The sequence below is a fragment of the Luteipulveratus mongoliensis genome (genome assembly GCF_001190945.1).
Lineage (GTDB): Bacteria > Actinomycetota > Actinomycetes > Actinomycetales > Dermatophilaceae > Luteipulveratus > Luteipulveratus mongoliensis.
In genome coordinates, this window is sequence record NZ_CP011112.1 from 3,533,470 (window position 1) to 3,550,361 (window position 16,892).

At 69.9% G+C, this 16,892-nt stretch carries 17 protein-coding genes; 6 read left to right on the top strand and 11 right to left on the bottom strand.

Features of this window, described 5'->3' with window-relative positions:
• Nucleotides 1-133 precede the first annotated feature (133 nt).
• Both VV02_RS16765 and pknB read left to right on the top strand, forming a co-directional pair.
• Complete coding sequence (locus VV02_RS16765) at nt 134-1,390, top strand: lytic transglycosylase (RefSeq protein ID WP_052593292.1); 1,257 nt, start codon at nt 134-136, stop codon at nt 1,388-1,390.
• 87 nt (nt 1,391-1,477) lie between these two features.
• Nucleotides 1,478-3,487 (top strand): Stk1 family PASTA domain-containing Ser/Thr kinase, encoded by a 2,010-nt coding sequence (gene pknB, locus VV02_RS16770; RefSeq protein WP_245633115.1) that lies wholly within the window; start codon nt 1,478-1,480, stop codon nt 3,485-3,487.
• Between the two features lie 225 nt (nt 3,488-3,712).
• Here pknB and VV02_RS16775 read toward each other — a convergent pair whose 3' ends face one another.
• Nucleotides 3,713-5,083: a class II 3-deoxy-7-phosphoheptulonate synthase gene (locus VV02_RS16775; RefSeq protein WP_245633116.1), complete on the bottom strand. Its 1,371-nt coding sequence runs from the start codon at nt 5,081-5,083 to the stop codon at nt 3,713-3,715.
• A gap of 78 nt (nt 5,084-5,161) precedes the next feature.
• On the opposite strand from VV02_RS16775, the gene VV02_RS16780 reads away from it, so the two are divergent.
• Nucleotides 5,162-5,995 (top strand): DUF1028 domain-containing protein, encoded by an 834-nt coding sequence (locus VV02_RS16780; protein WP_052593297.1) that lies wholly within the window; start codon nt 5,162-5,164, stop codon nt 5,993-5,995.
• On the opposite strand, the gene VV02_RS16785 is transcribed toward VV02_RS16780, so the two are convergent.
• On the bottom strand, nt 5,992-6,894 hold the full coding sequence (locus tag VV02_RS16785; RefSeq protein WP_083450239.1) for a lysophospholipid acyltransferase family protein: 903 nt from the start codon (nt 6,892-6,894) through the stop codon (nt 5,992-5,994). The genes VV02_RS16780 and VV02_RS16785 overlap by 4 nt on opposite strands.
• Before the next feature lie 77 nt (nt 6,895-6,971).
• Here VV02_RS16785 and VV02_RS16790 point away from each other — a divergent pair, with 77 nt between their 5' ends.
• Together VV02_RS16790 and VV02_RS16795 are read left to right on the top strand one after the other, a co-directional pair.
• The gene (locus tag VV02_RS16790) at nt 6,972-7,715 is read left to right on the top strand and encodes an alpha/beta hydrolase (protein ID WP_052593299.1); all 744 of its coding nucleotides are present in this window, start codon (nt 6,972-6,974) and stop codon (nt 7,713-7,715) included.
• Nucleotides 7,715-8,218: a hypothetical protein gene (locus VV02_RS16795; protein ID WP_052593301.1), complete on the top strand. Its 504-nt coding sequence runs from the start codon at nt 7,715-7,717 to the stop codon at nt 8,216-8,218. The genes VV02_RS16790 and VV02_RS16795 overlap by 1 nt, the downstream gene beginning before the upstream one ends.
• A gap of 84 nt (nt 8,219-8,302) precedes the next feature.
• Here the strand turns inward: VV02_RS16795 and VV02_RS16800 are convergent, their stop codons facing one another.
• From VV02_RS16800 to VV02_RS16825, 6 genes are read right to left on the bottom strand one after another with little or no spacing between them, the layout of a single operon-like run.
• On the bottom strand, nt 8,303-9,043 hold the full coding sequence (locus VV02_RS16800; protein WP_245633117.1) for an endonuclease/exonuclease/phosphatase family protein: 741 nt from the start codon (nt 9,041-9,043) through the stop codon (nt 8,303-8,305).
• Nucleotides 9,040-10,017, bottom strand: coding sequence for an ROK family glucokinase (locus VV02_RS16805; protein ID WP_052593303.1), 978 nt, complete (start codon nt 10,015-10,017; stop codon nt 9,040-9,042). Before VV02_RS16805 ends, VV02_RS16800 begins: the two co-directional genes overlap by 4 nt.
• Nucleotides 10,014-10,967, bottom strand: coding sequence for an ROK family glucokinase (locus tag VV02_RS16810; RefSeq protein ID WP_342667832.1), 954 nt, complete (start codon nt 10,965-10,967; stop codon nt 10,014-10,016). The genes VV02_RS16805 and VV02_RS16810 overlap by 4 nt, the downstream gene beginning before the upstream one ends.
• A 2-nt stretch (nt 10,968-10,969) precedes the next feature.
• Entirely contained in the window at nt 10,970-11,476 is a 507-nt protein-coding gene (locus tag VV02_RS16815; RefSeq protein ID WP_052593306.1) for a hypothetical protein, read from the bottom strand.
• A complete protein-coding gene (locus VV02_RS16820; RefSeq protein WP_052593308.1) occupies nt 11,473-12,444 on the bottom strand; it encodes an ArsA family ATPase in 972 nt (323 codons plus the stop codon). Before VV02_RS16820 ends, VV02_RS16815 begins: the two co-directional genes overlap by 4 nt.
• Before the next feature lies 1 nt (nt 12,445).
• Complete coding sequence (locus VV02_RS16825) at nt 12,446-12,889, bottom strand: SRPBCC family protein (protein ID WP_052593310.1); 444 nt, start codon at nt 12,887-12,889, stop codon at nt 12,446-12,448.
• Between the two features lie 59 nt (nt 12,890-12,948).
• Here VV02_RS16825 and VV02_RS16830 point away from each other — a divergent pair, with 59 nt between their 5' ends.
• Entirely contained in the window at nt 12,949-14,790 is a 1,842-nt protein-coding gene (locus VV02_RS16830) for an AMP-dependent synthetase/ligase (RefSeq protein WP_083450240.1), read from the top strand.
• On the opposite strand, the gene VV02_RS16835 is transcribed toward VV02_RS16830, so the two are convergent.
• The 3 genes from VV02_RS16835 to VV02_RS16845 are packed head-to-tail and all read right to left on the bottom strand — an operon-like array spanning nt 14,763 to nt 16,816.
• Nucleotides 14,763-15,563, bottom strand: a complete 801-nt coding sequence (locus tag VV02_RS16835; RefSeq protein ID WP_157063433.1) for a hypothetical protein — start codon at nt 15,561-15,563, stop codon at nt 14,763-14,765. The two genes, VV02_RS16830 and VV02_RS16835, sit on opposite strands and share 28 nt — an antisense overlap.
• A 42-nt stretch (nt 15,564-15,605) precedes the next feature.
• The gene (locus tag VV02_RS16840; RefSeq protein WP_052593315.1) at nt 15,606-15,824 is read right to left on the bottom strand and encodes a hypothetical protein; all 219 of its coding nucleotides are present in this window, start codon (nt 15,822-15,824) and stop codon (nt 15,606-15,608) included.
• A gap of 35 nt (nt 15,825-15,859) precedes the next feature.
• Nucleotides 15,860-16,816 (bottom strand): GNAT family N-acetyltransferase, encoded by a 957-nt coding sequence (locus VV02_RS16845; protein ID WP_052593317.1) that lies wholly within the window; start codon nt 16,814-16,816, stop codon nt 15,860-15,862.
• Between the last annotated feature and the right edge of the window lie 76 nt (nt 16,817-16,892).

Here is a 16,892-nt window from a genome sequence, read left to right on the forward strand (position 1 = left end):
CACATCCGTACCACGGTACGACGGTCGGGCCCCCGCAGGCACGACTGACCCGGTCGCTCGAGATCACCCTCTCGAACCGATGGGAGCCCGTACCAGCGACGGCGAGCCGAGCACCGGCGAAAGGACGCGACCGATGGCACCCGTGGACTACACCCCTCCGGCCAACCCGCATGCCCTGCACAACCCGGCCCAGCAGGCTCAAGCCGACGGGCGCGCGTGGACGACCTATACCGTCCGTCCCGGCGATTCGCTCGCCAAGCTCGCCGTCAAGCACCAGACCTCCATCGCGGCGCTGGTCTCCAAGAACCAGATCACCAACCCCCGCCACATCGAGGTCGGCCGCACCCTCAAGGTGCCGGGTCCGCCGCCCAAGCGGTCGACGGCGACCAAGCCGCGACCCACGCCGGCGCCCTCCGCCCGCGGACCCAGGACCGGCGTCCCGGTGAAAGCTCCGGTCCGTCAGGTCCGGACCCACCGCGTCCAGCCGGGCGACAACCTGATCACCCTCGGCATCCGCTACGGGTGCGGCTGGTCGGCGTTGATGAAGGCCAACGGCATCAGCGATCCCAACCACATCGCGGTCGGTCGAGTCCTGCGCATCCCGGTCAAGCCGGGCATGGATGGCGGCGTCCCGACGCAACCGGTGAGTCGCTCGCGTCCGGCGCCCGAGCAGGCGAAGCCCACGCGGGCCACACCGAAGCAGGCGGCCCCCGTGCGTACGCACCGCATCCGCCCCGGACAGACCCTCACCCAGCTCGGGGTCTTGTACGGCTGTGGTTGGCGTGCCATCGCCAACGCGAACGGCATCAGCAACCCCGACCAGGTCGCTGCAGGAACCGTGCTGAGGCTTCCGGCGAACGCCAGGTACAACCCTGCCAAAGCCTCGCGCGGCTCCTCCCGTAAGGCCACCAAGGACAACACCTTCGCGGGCCGCACGTACTCCGACAAGGTCGTCGCGGCTGCCCGTGCGAACCGAGAGGCGCTGCGCCACGCCGACGTGCCGTCCCGCAGCCAGACCCGCGACCTCATCGTCAAGACCGCTCGTCGTTACGGCGTCAGCCCCAAGCTGGCGCTCGCCATCGGCTGGCAGGAGTCCGGCTGGAACCAGCGCGCCGTCTCCGTGGCCAACGCGGTCGGCGTCATGCAGGTGATGCCTGGCACCGGTCAGTGGTGCAGTGACATCGCTGGGCGCAAGCTCAACCTGCTGAACACCCGCGACAACGTCACGGCCGGCGTGGTGCTGCTGCGTTGGCTGACCACTCACGCGAGCAGCACCGACCAGGCGATCGCCGGCTACTACCAAGGTCTGGGCGGCGTTCGCGAGAAGGGCATGTACCCCGACACGAAGATCTATGTGCGCAGCGTGAAGGCGCACATGGCCCGGTTCTAGGCAGCGCCGGCCCGTACGCCGCTCGCGACTGTCTCGAACTGGTCGCGCCTGAGTGAGCGGACGGGCCGGTGTTCGTACACTCGGGTCGTGTCCAAGGTCGCTTCTACCTCCCTCGTCGGTCGCGTGATCGACGGGCGATACCGCGTTCAGTCCCACCTCGCTGATGGGGGTATGGGCACCGTCTTCATCGCCATGGACGAGCGGCTCGACCGCGAGGTCGCCCTCAAGGTCATGCGCCCGGACCTCGCGCGGGACGACGCGTTCGTCGCGCGCTTCCGCCGTGAGGCCCGATCGGCGGCTCGGCTGTCCCACCCGCACGTGGTCAGCGTCTTCGACCAGGGCCAGGACGACTCGTACGTCTTCCTCGCGATGGAGCTCGTGCGCGGCCGGACGCTGCGCGACGTCATCCGCGCCGAGGCACCCCTGACCACGCGCGCCGCGCTGGACATCTTCGAGGCGATCCTCCAGGCGCTGGCAGCCGCTCACCAGGCCGGCCTGATCCACCGCGACGTCAAGCCCGAGAACGTTCTCATCAGCGAGGACGGCCGCATCAAGGTCGCCGACTTCGGTCTGGCGCGCGCCGTCACGACGGACACGCTCACCACCAACAGTGATGTGCTCCTGGGCACAGCCGCCTACCTCGCGCCTGAGCAGGTCGAGCACGGTGCTGTCGATCAGCGCAGCGACGTCTACTCGGCCGGGCTGCTGCTGTTCGAGATGCTGACCGGCGAGAAGGCCTATCCCGGCGACAGCCCGATCCACGTGGCCTACCAGCACGTCCACGGGGCCGTCCCCATGCCGTCGGACGCGGTGCCAGGCATCGCGCCCGAGCTGGACGCCCTGATCGCTCTCGGGTCGGCGAAGGCTCCCGAGGACCGACCGGCCGACGCGGGCGCGATGCTCGTCGAGGTGCGTCGGGCGCGCGGCGCGCTCGGGCAGGACCAGCTGGACGGTCGTCCCCAGCCCGGTGCGAATGGCAGCGCCGCAACCGGCAGCTCCACGATGGCGCTGAGCGGCGACTCCACCAGCCAGCTCCGCCGGCCCCCGCCTCCCCAGCAGCACCGAGCAGGGCAGGTCGGCCCAGGTGGGCCGACCGGTGGACCGCCTGGTGGTCAGCCGCCCGGAGGCCCACTGCAAGGGCCCGCGAAGCCCCCGCACTCCGGTCCGCCGGCAGGCGCACGGCGCGCTGTCGCCACCGCACCCGACGAACGGCGTACAGGCTGGTGGATCGCGGCGGCCGTCGCGGTGCTGCTGGCGGTCTGCGGCGGAGGCGCCGCCTGGTGGTTCACCGCCGGACCTGGCGGCACGGTGACCGTGCCCAACGTGGCCGGTCAGGGCCGAGGTGTGGCGGTGCGCACCATCGACGACGCAGGACTGTCGGTGCAGGTGCGCGAGGTCTTCAACGAGAGCGTCGGTCGCAACACGGTCGTCCGTACGATCCCGGGCGGCGGAGCCGACCAGCGCAAGTCCGACGCGGTCGTCGTCGAGGTGTCCAAGGGACCCGAGCGGTTCATCGTGCCGCAGGTCGTCAACGTCGACCAGCAGGCGGCGCAGACCAGGATCACGCAGGCGCATCTCAAGGTGGCCGGCGTGACCGAGGCGTTCGACGAGACCGTCCCGGCCGGGCGCGTCGTCAGCGCCGACCCGACCGTCGGCAGCCAGCTCAAGAAGGACGCCGCGGTGCGTCTGGTGGTCAGCAAGGGCCGTCAGCCGATCACCGTGCCGGTGGTGACGGGCAAGCCCCAGGCTGAGGCCGAGTCCGCCGTGACCGGCGCCGGCCTCAAGGTCACGCTCGCGCCGCAGGCGTTCGACGACACGATCCCGGCCGGCTCGGTGATCAGCCAGACGCCGGCCAACGGCACGCTCTTCAAGGGTCAAGAGGTCACGCTGGTGATCTCCAAGGGACCGGAGATGGTGACCGTGCCGCGCGTCATCGACATGAACGCCAAAGACGCTCGGCGCACCCTCGAGGACGCCGGTCTGAAGGTGAAGGTCTCGCGAGTCTTCGGCGGCATCTTCGACACCGTGCGCGATCAGGATCCGCAGCCGGGCACGAGCACTCCGAAGGGCACCGAGGTCAAGATCTCCGTGGTCTGACCGAGCCGGAAGCTGACGAAGCCGAGCGGTCGCGGTTTGCGATCGCAAGGTGACTCGCTACCTCGCAGATGACTCCCCTCGACGCGAGGCATCTGCGAGTTGGGGAGTCACTTTGCAGCAGCGAACGCGCGTCACACAGTGCGGCAGTGAGTGAATGAGACCCGCGCGCTGCGACGCCGAACGGCCCGGTTCCCTTGCGGGACCGGGCCGTTCGCGTGTGCTGTGTCAGGCCAGGCGCTGACTGAGCATCTCGGCCACGAGGAACGACAGCTCCAGGCTCTGCTGGTGGTTGAGCCGCGGGTCGCACGCGGTCTCGTAGCGCTTCTCGAGGTCGGCGTCCAGGATCTTCTCCGACCCTCCGAGGCACTCGGTCACGTCGTTGCCCGTGAGCTCGACATGGATGCCGCCGGGGATCGTCCCCAGCGACTGGTGCACCTCGAAGAAGCCGCGCACCTCCTCGACCACGTCATCGAACTCGCGGGTCTTGTAACCCGTCGAGGACTCGAACGTGTTGCCGTGCATCGGGTCGCTCACCCAGACGACCTTGGCACCGCTCGCGGTGACCTTCTCGACCACCGGTGGCAGGGCGTCGCGGACCGTCTGCGCGCCCATGCGTGTGATGAACGTCAGGCGCCCCGGCTCGCGGTCGGGGTCGACCTTGTCGATGATGCGCAGCACCTCGTCGGGGTCGACGTTCGGGCCGAGCTTGACGCCCACCGGGTTGTGGATGCGCGAGACGTAGTCCAGGTGTGCGCCGTCGAGCTGACGCGTGCGCTCGCCGACCCACACGAAGTGGCCCGACGTGGCGTACGGGTTGCCCGTGCGCGAGTCGATCCTGGTCAGCGGCTGCTCGTAGTCCAGCAGCAAAGCCTCGTGGCTCGCGAAGAACTCGACCGTCCGCATCGCGTCGAAGTCAGCGCCACAGGCGTCCATGAAGCGCATCGCACGGTCGATGTCACGAGCAGTCGTCTCGTAGCGCGCGTAAGCGGAGTTGGCGATGAAGCCACGGTTCCACTCGTGCACGTGCCGCAGGTCGGCGAAGCCACCGGTGGTGAACGCGCGCACGAGGTTCAGCGTCGCCGAGGACGTGTGGTACGCCCGTGCCAGGCGGTCCGGGTCGGGGCGCCGAGCCTCGGGCGAGAACGCGAAGTCGTTGACCATGTCGCCGCGGTACGCCGGCAGGGTCACGTCTCCCCGCGTCTCGGTGTCCTTGCTGCGGGGCTTGGCGTACTGACCCGCGATCCGGCCCATCTTGATGACCGGGGTACTGGCGCCGTAGGTGAGGACGGCCGCCATCTGCAGGATCGTCTTGACCCGGTCGCGGATGTTGTCGGCCGTTGCCGAGTCGAACATCTCGGCGCAGTCGCCGCCCTGCAGGAGGAACGCCTCACCACGCGCCGCGTCGGCCAGTCGGCTGCGCAGCACGTCGCACTCCCCCGCGAACACCAACGGCGGATACGACGCCAGCGTCTCGCGGACACGCTCCAAGGAGCCGTCCTGCGGCCAGCTCGGACGCTGGGCGGTCGGCAGGTCCGGCCACTGCAGGCCGGGCGTGCTGGAGGGAACGACAGGGGCGGTCGGGGCCGTGGTGCTCACCGCCCCAGGGTAGTTGCCTCGCGCGCGAGTGTCCGTGCTGCCCAGGTCGCGGACTCGTCGCGCAGTTAGGTTGGCGGGATGACCTTCTCGATCGTCGCTCGCAGCGGCGCCGCCCATGGTGTGGCAGTCGCCAGCAAGTTCCTCGCAGTGGGGTCGGTCGTGCCCGCAGTCGACGCCCGTGGGGCGGTCGCAACACAAGCCTGGGCGCGGACGGCGTACAAGCAAGAGCTCCTCGAGCTCTTGGCCAAGGGCGTCGAGACGTCCACGGCTCTCGACCAGGCCACCAGTGCGGACGAGGGCCGCGAGGCCCGCCAGGTCGGCGTCGTCGGCCCGAGTGGTCCGGCCACGTTCACCGGGGCCGACGCGACCCCATGGTGCGGCGGGCGGACCGGTGAGGACGGAGCGGACGCGTACGCCATCCAGGGCAACATCCTGGTCGGCGAGGAGGTCGTCCTCGAGATGGAGCAGCAGTGGCTGCGCGGGGCGCACCTGCCGTTCGCGGACCGGCTGGCCCAGGTGCTGCTCGCCGGAGATCGTGCCGGCGGCGACCGTCGCGGTCGGCAGTCAGCGGCTCTGCTGGCCTACTCGCCCGGCACGGGTTACGACGACAGCGGTGTGCTGGCGGACCTGCGGGTCGACGACCACGACGACCCGGTGCCGGAGCTGATCCGGCTGCTGGACCTGCAGGACCTCTACCTCGGCCGCCCCACCACGGTGCTCCGCCTGCAGGGCAACCTGGCCGAGGAAGTGGCCGCGAGGCTGCAGGCGACCGGCCGGCGTACCGAGGACGTCAGCGCTGCTTTGGCCGACTGGGCAGGCGTCGAGAACCTCGAGATGCGCCTGACCGACGACGGGATCGATGCGCGGGTGCTGCAGGTCCTGCGCGAACGGACCGGCGAGCTGCCGACCTAGGCCGTCGCGCGGGTGCTGCCCCCGGTCGGGCTGCTGTCGCCCTGCTCCTGCTCGGTGGTCTCGACCGGTGCCTCGGCGCCATCGAGATCCGACTCGTCCGCCGGCTCGACCTCGCCGTCGGCGTTGGTACGACGCTGCTGCACCTGCTCGATGCGCGCGACTGCGCCCTCCTGGATCTGGTGGGCAATCGCTGCGGCGCCGCCGCCGATCTCCTTGGCCTTGGCCGTGACTCGGTCCTTGACGGACGACGCATAGACGTCGACGTATTCCTGGCCGGAGAGCAGCATCAGCTCGTACATGATCTCGTCGGTGATCGAGCGAAGCACGAACCGGTCGTCGTGCATGCCCTGGTAACGCGAGAAGTCCATCGGCCGGCCGATCCGGACGCCGATGCGCATGATGCGCGGGATGACCTTGCCGGTGGGCTGTGCCTTGTCCGTGTCGATCATCGCGACCGGCAGCACCGGGACGCGAGCCTCGAGGGCCATCCGGGCGACGCCGGTCTTGCCCTTGTAGAGGCGACCATCGGGAGAACGCGTGCCCTCGGGGTAGATGCCGAACAGCTCACCCTTGCCCAGGACCTTCAGGCCTGCCTGAATGGCACCCTCGCTGGCGCTGCCGCCGGCCCGGTCGATCGGGATCTGTCCGGCGCCGCGGAAGAACGCTGCCGTCAGTCGCCCTTTGATCCCCGTGCCCGTGAAGTACTCGATCTTCGCGGGAAAAGTGATGCGCCGCTCCAGCACGAGGGGTAGGAAGAAGGAGTCCGAGAAGGACAGGTGGTTGCTCGCGAGAATCGCCGCACCCTCCTCGGGCACGTGCTTGTCGCCCTCGACCCACGGTCGGAACAGCAGATTGAGAAGAGGACCGAGCACGATCTTCTTCAACACCCAGTAGAACACTGTGCCTCCCGTCTGATGAACGGCCTGAACTCTACGGCACCCTCGCGCACCGATGGCGTCGATGGAAGGATGCACCCATGCAGATCCTCCCCGGTGCCGAGCCGCTGTCCCACGACGGCTCGCAGGTAGGTGTCCTGGTCTGTCACGGATTCACCGGGACCACCCAGAGCATGCGTCCGATCGCCGAGCGCTGCGTCGCCGAGGGATGGACCGTACGCATGCCTCGGCTGCCCGGTCACGGCACGACCTGGCAGGACCTCAACAAGACGGTCTGGACCGACTGGTACGCCGAGGTCGAGGCGGCCTACGCCGAGCTGCAGGAGCGGTGCACGCACGTGGCCGTCGTCGGCCTGTCGCTGGGCGGCAGCCTCGTGACCCTCCTCGCGGAGGAGCACGATGACGTTGCCGGCCTCGTCCTGATCAACCCGGCCTATGAGCCCAAGGACCCGCGGCTGAAGGCGCTGCCGATCGTCAAGCGCTTGGTGCCCTCACTTGCGGCCATCGGCAACGACATCAAGAAGCCCGGCGTCACCGAGCTGGCCTACGACCGCACACCTCTCAAGGCGCTCCACTCGGCGGTGGCGATGTGGCGGCAGGTCACCCGAGACCTGCCCCAGATCACCCAGCCGATCCTGCTGATGCACTCGCCGGAGGATCACGTGGTGGAGCCGAGCAACTCCGAGCTCCTCCTGTCGCGGGTCTCCAGCGCTGATGTCACGGAGATCCTCCTCGAGGACTCCTTCCACGTGGCCACGCTCGACAACGACGCCGAACGCATCCTCGATGAGACCGTCGACTTCGTCCGCAAGGTGTGTGCCTGATGTCCACGGACCCACGCGACAACGAGCGCACTGATTTCGACGCGAGGTTCGCTGAGATCATCGCGCAGTTCGACGAGGACCCACTGGACTCATCGGACCTGGCCGACCAGCCGGACGAGGTGGACGACGAGCCCGATCGGCCGTCGGCCGAGGTTCTGCCTCCTGAGCCCACGGCGTCGATGGACCCTCTTGCCTCGCTGCCGGTCCAGTGGCGGATGCCGTCGACCGATGAGCCTCCGGCCCTCATGGAGGACGACGGCACCTACGAACCCCCGCCGCCGATGCCGCTGCCGACCGGCGACCTGCACTTCTGGGGCATCCTCGCCGCCATGATCGGCGGCCCGTTGTGGCTGCTCTACCTGTTCATGTTCGACCGCTACGCCCGGCCCATGTGGTGGGTGCTCGCCTGCGCGGTGAGTGCCCTCGGCGTCGTCCTGCTCATCCTGCGCCAGCCGGTCAACCGCGACGATCAGGATGAGGACGACGACGGCGCAGTGCTCTGAGTCTTCTGAACCTGCTGGGCTCATCTCCTCCTCCGGCCGAGGTCGCAGGCTCCCCCGGTCCGGCATCGTCGACGAGCCGAGTGCTTACACCTTGAGCGGTGTGAGATCCAGATCGAGGTAGAGCGGGCGGTGGTCGGTCGCCGCAACCAGATCAGCCTCGTCCAGCTCCAGGCTCGGTCGCACGGGCTTGAGCGTGGGCGAGGCGAAGATCGCGTCGATGCGCTTGACCGGCTTGCTGCTCGGGAACGTCAGCACATCCCCGTTCGCATCCTCCAGCTCGCGTGACAGCTCGGCCCACGCCTTGCCGTCGTGGGTCTCGTTGATGTCCCCGGCCACTACCAGCGGGACGTCGTCGCCCAGCTCGGCGGCCCGGCGCAGCAGTGCCGCGTGGGCCGGTCGCTCTGCCGACCGCAGGCTGAGGTGCACGCTCACCGCGGTCAACGGCCGATGGCCCGGCAGCTGCAGCTGGGCGAAGGCGTAGCCGCGCGGCTCGTCCGGCCGGCGTACGGGAAGGAGCCGATGACCGCTGGAGAGCACGTCCACCCGCAGCGCCGTGAACAGCGTCGTGCTCATCCGGCCCCGATGACCGCCCGCCCAGTAGAGCCCGCAGCTGGCCGCGAAGTCGGCGATCCGGTGACCCGAAAGCGGGTGTCGCGGGACCTCCTGCAGGCACAGCACGTCCGGATTGAGAGCTCGGACCACGCGCCGCAGCGCATCGGTGTCGTCCTTGAAGGCGCGCACGTTGTAGGACACCACCCGAAGCATGCTCGTGCCTGTGCCCGCTCCGAGAGCGTCCGGGACGTTGTCGCTGGCGTTCGCGTTCATGCGGGTACGACCGCCGCCCGGGCCAGGTCGGCGGCACCGACGAGGCCGGCCTCATTGCGGAGCTTGGCCGCCTTGATCCGCGCCTCAGGTCGATAACCGCGACCGGCGAGGTGGCGGCGGAACGACTCGCGGGCGGGGTTGAGGAGCAGGTCACCAGCCGCGCTCACGCCGCCGCCGATCACGAACGAGCCGGGGTCGAACGCGTTGGCGAGGTTGGCCAGGCCGATCCCGAGCCAGCCGCCGATCTCCGCCAGCAGCTCGGCGGCGATCGGATCACCCTGCTCGGCCGCCTCGGTGACGATCGGTCCGGTGATCGCCGAGATGTCTCCACCGACCCGTGCGATCAGATCGGCGGCCAGCGGCGACTGTGCCATGACCAGCGAACGCGCCTCGCGCACCAAGGCGTTGCCACTGGCGTACTGCTCCCAGCACCCTCGGTTGCCGCACTCGCAGCGGTGCCCGCCAGGCATCACCTGCATGTGACCGAACTCGCCGGCGATGCCGAAGCGTCCGCGCTGGATCCGTCCGTCGTTCATGACCGCACCGCCGATGCCGGTGCCCAGGTTGACCATCACCAGGTGGGTCTCGCCCTGGCCGGCGCCGAAGCGCCACTCTGCCCAGCAGGCCGCGTTGGCATCGTTGTCGACGAAGACCGGCAGCTCGACGCGCCGAGCGAGCGCCTCACGCAACGGTTCGTGCCGCCATGACAGGTGGGGTGCGAAGACCACGGTCGCACGGTCAGCGGCGACGAACCCGGCCGCTCCAATCCCGATCGCGACCACCGGGTCCTCCGTGCCGCCGAGCAGCTCCTCGACCACGTCGACGATGAGGTCCTCGACCACGCGCGGGGCGGTCGAGCGGTGCGGGGTGTCGCGCCGTGCGCGCAGGATCACCTGACCGTGCTCGTCGACCAGCCCACCGGCGACCTTGGTGCCACCGATGTCGATGCCGATCGCTCTCGGCGGCGTGCTCATGCGGATCCTTCCCTCGCCAGTGCAGCGGCCCCGATCATGCCAGCGTCATTGCCGAGCTGGGCCGCGACCATCCTGGCCACCGGCCGGTATCCGCGCCCGGTCAGATGCGTCTTGTACGCCGTCCGTGCCGGTCCGAGGACCAGGTCACCCGCTCCGCTGAGCCCGCCGCCGATCACGATGAAGCCTGGGTCGAGCACGGCGGCCACGGTCGCCATTCCCTCGCCGAGCCACATGCCGACCTCGGCGAGCAGCTCGACGGACGCGGCATCGCCGTCCTCGGCGAGCGCACTGACGTCCGTACCGCGCAACTGGTCCGGGTCTCCCCCACATCGTTCGATCAGCGCCGCCGCGGCCGGGCCTCCGGTGCGGACGACTTCTCGCGCCTGGACCAGCAAGGCGGTGCCGCTCGAGTAGGCCTCGAGACAGCCGAGATTGCCGCAGCCGCAACGACGCCCGTTGCGCTCGATGCGCACATGGCCGAGCTCGCCGCCGATCCCGAAGGCACCGCGGTGGATGCGTCGTTGGTGGACGACCGAGCCACCTACGCCGGTGCCGAGGGTCACCATGACGAGGTCTTCGGCGTCACGGCCCGCGCCGTGGACGAGCTCGCCGTACGCCGCCGCATCGGCATCGTTCTCGATGACGACCGGCAGCCCGGTCGCGTCGTGCAGCAAGGACCGCAGAGGGAAGTCGCGCCACGCGAGGTTGGGCGCGAACCGCATCATGCTCCGCTCGGCATCGAGGTAGCCCGCACACGCCGCGCCGACGCCGATCGGCTCGGCGGACGGACGCAGCTCCTCGACGAGGGCAGCGAGGGCGGCGACGATCGCCTCGGGGTCGGTCGCCGGCGACGGCACGGTCATCCGTCGGGTCACCGCGCCCGACGCGTCGACGAGCGCGCCCGCGATCTTCGTCCCGCCGACGTCGAGACCGATGGTTCCTGCGTCCACGCTCAGTCCAGGTCCGGGTCGGTCGTGGGGACGTCCTCGTCGACCACGTCGAGGACCTCGTCCCGGTGCTCGGGCGTACCCGGGCGCGCCGGCTCGCGGGTCGGAGGTGCCGACTCCCCTGACGCAGTGCGCCGGTCGGCCGCGACGGCCTGGAGCGATCCAGCCACCATGCCGAGCAGGTCAGCGATGCGGTCCATGGTCTCGGGTCGCACGTTGTGCAGCAGACCGGCGACTCGGCAGACGGGACACACCTGGCAGACCGCGGCGACCATGGCCGCGTCCTGGCAGGAGCACCCCGCCGGACGCGGCTCCTCGGACTCCTGGTGATCGTCGTCGCTCGACGACGTCGCGGCGGACGGTTCAGGGGTCGTGTCGTCCTCGGGGGTCTGCGGATCCGCGCCCGGAGCACCGGTGAGGCCGGCGAGAGCCTCGACCAGGCGTACGGCCTCGTCGGCGACGGAGGAAGCGCTGGTCGACCAGCTGGAGCTGTCGTCGGGAGGGCGTGTCACGGGCGGTGCTCCTGCTGGTCGGGGGTGAAGCGCACTTCGAGGGTGCCTTCGCGGACAACGGCGCTGCGCGCGTGACATCGTCTCAGGGACGACGGTAGGGGTGCGACACGTCGTACGCCGGCCGCCTCGATCACGAGGTCGTCGTCCAGGCGTCGCACGGCGACATCACGAGAACGCAATGATGGCAACGGTGTTCGCCAGATCCATCCGGTGCCGTCAGCCACGAGCGGCGCCGCGGACACCGGCCGGTCCTCCATGACGAGGTCGAGCACGGGCTCGACCGAGAAGCTGTCATCGGCGCGGGTGACGGTCGCGCAGACCGGGATGCCGTGCAGTGCCAGTCCCACGTCGGTGCGCAACGATCTCGGGTCGTCGTCACGCACCTGGGTCGTCACGGCCACCGCAGCGGAGAGCTCCTGCTGGATCTCGCCGGCGATGGCGTACGCCGCCCGAACCCGGGCGCTCGCGCGCTCACCCGGCCAACGACGTCCGAGGGTGGCAGCCAGCAGCGGTCGGCTCGTGGCCAGCCAGCCGCGTTGGGCGGGGAGCAACCTCTCCAGCACCCACGGCAACTGATGAGCGAGGCCGCACAGGTCCACGGCACGTGAACCGGCGTCGACGACGATGAGCTCGGCGCGGTCGGAGTGCTCATGTCCCACCACGAGGGCGCTCAGCAGCTCGGCGCCCGGCACGGTGACCAGCTCGTCCACGAGTCGCCCGTCGAGGCCCGCAAGATCGGTGAGCTCACGCGCCAGGAGAGCGCCCGGCCCGTCGGGACGGGCTCTCGTGTCGAGGATCTCGGGTGTCGGAGCGTCCGGTAGCAGCAACGACGACGCGCCCGCCACGGGATCGAGATCGATGAGTCCCACCGAGCGACCCTTGGCGGCCGCGCCAGCAGCCAGTGCTGCGGCGACGGTCGACGAGCCGGCCCCACCGGGGCCGGCCACCAGCACGATCCGAGCAGGCACCTCAGGCCTCGGCGCGCTTCTTCAGCTCCTTGAGCGCAGTGTCGATGATGATCTTCTCGGCCTTTCGCTTCAGGATGCCGAGCATCGGTAGGGCCACGTCGACCGCGAGCTGGTAGTCGACATGGGTGCCCGCCCCCTTAGGGGTCAGCGTGTAGGAGCCGTCCAGCCCCTTGAGCATGCCGGCCTTCACAAGCGTCCAGCTGATCGCACCCGTGCCGTCCTCGTCGACGTCCCATTCGTAGCCGAGGGTGTAGGTGTCCTTGACGACACCCGCGTCGAGCACGAACTCCACCTGCTCGGCCCAGCCGTCATCGTCCTCAGCCAGCACGGTGGCGCTCTTGACCTGGCCGGCCCACTCCGGATAGCTCTCGAAGTCGGCGATGATGTCGAGCACAGACTCCGGTGCTGCACTGACGTCGATGGATGACTGTGTTCGCTCGGCCATGCAGCGCACTGTAGTCCGGCACCTGCCGGCCACGGTCGTTGCCGACAGTTACGCTGCGCATGTCCGTGACTGCGGAGGAGGGCTGTGCTGTGAGGGAGTTCGACGTCCCGCCGCTCGTCGTCCCGACGACGTTCGGCAACCTGGCGCTTCTGCCGACGCGCAACGCCGAGGTCGACCCGCACGGGGCGGGCTACGCCCGCAGAGCCCCGGACGGGTCCTGGGAGGACGTCACCCACGCGGCCTTCGCCGCTGCGGTCGATGCGCTGGCCAAGGGGTTCATGGCGACCGGCATCCAGGTCGGCGACAAGGTCGGACTGCTCTCGCGCACCCGCTACGAGTGGACGCTCACCGACTTCGCGCTGTTGGCCGCAGGTGCCGTGGTCGTGCCGGTCTACGAGACATCCTCACCCGAGCAGGTCTCGTGGGTGCTCGCCGACTCCGGAGCGGTCGCTGTCGTGGTGGAGACGGCAGCCCACGCGGCGACCGTCGCCTCCGTGCGTGCCGACCTGCCGACCTTGCGGGACGTCTGGCAGATCGACGCGGGCGGCCTCGATGAGCTGATCGAGGGCGCCACCGAGATCACCGACGCCGAGCTGCGCGGCCGTCGTACTCTCGCCGATCGCGACACGGTCGCCACCATCATCTACACGTCGGGCACGACCGGCCGTCCCAAGGGCTGCGTCCTGACCCACGGCAACTTCCTCACCCTCACTGAGAACGCCGTCGAGCGGCTCAAGACGGTGGTCGAGGCGCCTGGTTCCTCGACCCTGCTCTTCCTGCCGCTCGCGCACGTGTTCGCCCGCCTGATCCAGTGCGTTGCCGTCTACTCACGGGCCCGGCTCGGGCACACTGCCAACATCTCCTCGATCGTGGATGACCTCGGCGAGTTCCGCCCGACGTTCGTCCTCGCCGTACCTCGGGTCTTCGAGAAGGTCTACAACTCCGCCGAGCAGCAGGCCGTGGCCTCCGGGCGTGGGCGCGCCTTCCGCATGGGGGTCGACACCGCGGTCGCCTGGAGCCACGCGCTGGACAGCCCGGGCAAGCCGCCGATGGCCCTGCGGATGCGCCGGGCGTCGTTCGACCGGCTCATCTACAAGCGGTTGCGCGAGGCGATGGGCGGCCGCCTGGAGTACGCCATCAGCGGCGGCGCTCCACTCGGCGAACGGCTCGGGCACTTCTTCCGCGGCGCCGGCCTCCCGGTGCTCGAGGGCTACGGACTGACCGAGACGACAGCGCCGGCCACCGTCAACACTCCGGAGCTGACCAAGGTCGGCACAGTGGGACCGCCACTGCCGGGCGTCTCTGTCCAGGTCGCTGAGGACGGCGAGGTGCTGGTGCAGGGCGTCGGCGTGTTCGGCGGTTACCTCAACAACGAGGACGCCACCGTGGCTGCTCTCCAGGACGGCTGGTTCCACACCGGCGACCTGGGCGAGCTGGACGCCGACGGGTTCCTGCGCATCACCGGCCGCAAGAAGGAGATCATCGTCACCGCCGCCGGCAAGAACGTCGCGCCGGCCGTGATCGAGGACCGGCTGCGCGCGCACCCTCTGATCTCGCAGTGTGTCGTGGTGGGTGACCAGCAGCCGTTCATCGCCGCTCTGGTCACGCTCGACGCCGAGATGCTGCCGCTGTGGGGTTCGAGCCATGGGCTGCCCGGTCTCGATCTCGAGCAGGCGCGCACCGAGCCCACGGTGCTGCAGGCGGTGCAGGAGGCTGTCGACGAGGCCAACCAAGCCGTCAGCCGCGCCGAGTCGATCCGCGAGTTCCGATTGCTGCCAAGTGATTTCACCGAGGACAACGGCTACCTCACACCCTCACTCAAGGTGCGGCGGTCGCTCGTCCAACGAGACTTCGCAGAGGAGATCCGGCAGATCTACGACCAGCCGCGCAGCCAGGCCTGATACGGCTTCGACAGCGCTGCGGGTGTCACGCCGTACGCCTTCTCGAAGGCTCCGCGATCACCGGCGTCCGCCCGTCGTACGAAGTCGGTGAAGACGCGAATCCCCTTGCGCTGCACCAGGAATGCGCACCACGCGTGGGCGTTCTGGTACGCACCCGGCTGAGTCTGGCCGCCGGTCACTCTCAGCTCGGCGTCGCTCGGCGGTCCCGTGGGCACCAGCCCGCGCCGGATCTGACTGCTCAGGGTGGGTGCGGCCTGCGCGGTGGACAATGACGAGGCCCGGTAGGCCGTCAGCTCCGCCGAGCCCTCGATCACCCAGAGCGGGACGCCTCGGAGCCGACCCTGGCCCAGCGCAACGTGGGTCAGCTCGTGCGTCAGGACCACCTGTCGGCCGGCCGCGGTGGTGCTGGTCCACAGCTTGGGGTGGAGCACGACTCGGCTGTCGGCCAGGGTGACCGCAGGGACGCCGCCGTCCGCAGGCCGACCGGTGATCTCGGCGAACTCCGTGCCCGAGCCCGCCACCACCAGACGGACCGGAATGGACGACCAGTCCGTGCCCCACACCTGGGTGACCTGGCGCATCGCGGTCACGAGCTGAGACTCATAGGCCGCGCGCTGGGCGGCCGGAGCTCCGCCGGAGACCTGGACTCCGGGTCGTGCTGACGTCGTGGTCGATGACGCGGGTGGATCGTCCGAGGTCGTCGTGGAGCAGCCGCTGACCAGCATCGTCGCGCTCAGGGCCGCGACGAGCACGAGAGACGATGGGCGCGGCACCCGTCCAGGCTACGAGGCTGCCCCGTCGGACCGGCCCGTGCCTCAGCCGACGGAAGCCAGGCCGGGCCACGCCTCGCGCCGAGCGGTCGCCTGATGCGCCTCCGTGGCGCTGACCAACCCGGAGCTCACCAGCATGGTGAGCGCCTCTCGCTCGGCGGGGTCCAGCGGGAGATCGTGCACCGAGATGGTCAGCATCGCCGTGACCATGCAGTCCTCGCAGCGAGTGCCTCGCACGGGGCAGGTCTGGCAGTCGACGATCATCGCCGTCCTCCTTCCGTCGTGTCCTGCTCCGCACGCTATGCGGCACCACCGACAGCCCCGATCTGATACGTCCTGGTACGCGCGACCGGCGTCATCCCGAGCGTTGAGTACAGGTGCCGCGGGACCGGATAGCCGTCGTCCCCGCGCGGGCACACGAGCGCGCGGGTCGCACCGGCCTCGGCCAAGGCGACCAGGAGCGCCGCGCAGGCGGCCCTGCCCAGGCCGCGAACGGCGTACGACGGGTCCGTGCCCACGGGCTCGATCAACCCGCTGCGCGACCTCGGGTCGAACCATCCCAACGCTGTGGCGACCAGTCGCCCGTCCGGCGCTTGGACGACCACGTCCAGGTCCCGCCAGTACAGCGTCGTCGCGATCACCCGGTCGTAGGCGGCCCGGTCGAACGACGACTCGGCATCACTGGTGACGGGCTGCCCGGCGAGCTCCTGAACCCGCGCGGGCGCCCACGAGCGGCGGTGCACTGCGACGCGCTCGTCCTCCTCGCCAGAGCGGACCGGTCGAACCCGGTAGCCCGCCGGCATCAACGGCTGCGGCAGCAAACCGCTCAGCGCGCGGCACTGGTGCACGAACCATGGTGCCGACGAATCCTCCTGCGCCCCAACGCCTTTCAGCGCTCGCAGGAGGTGGCGCTCACGGTCCAGCACCGGTACGACCGCGACACTCGCCTGGTCCCGACACCAGGCCATGACCTCATCCCCCAGCAACGGGTCGGCTGTCGGGTCGACATGCACCTCGACGTACGCCAACGCGGCGTCTCCCTCCGCGTACGCCCACGCGACGAGCCTCTCCCCCGACGTCCAGATCCGGCGTACGACACGGTCGGGCTCCGGAGCAGCGGCGGACCAGCTCACGTCGCCAGGATGAACGCGTTGGCTCGTCGACCAGGTGCGGCTCGCAGCCCGGACACGGGCCTCGCGCACGTCGGAGGGCTCGGGGCCCTCGGGCAGATCCGCTGCCGCCCAGGTCGCTGTCATTCATCGATCGTGATCCTTGGACAGCACTGTGCGCCAACGCTTTTCCGCAGCCCACCAAGGCGCCTCCGCGCGCCTG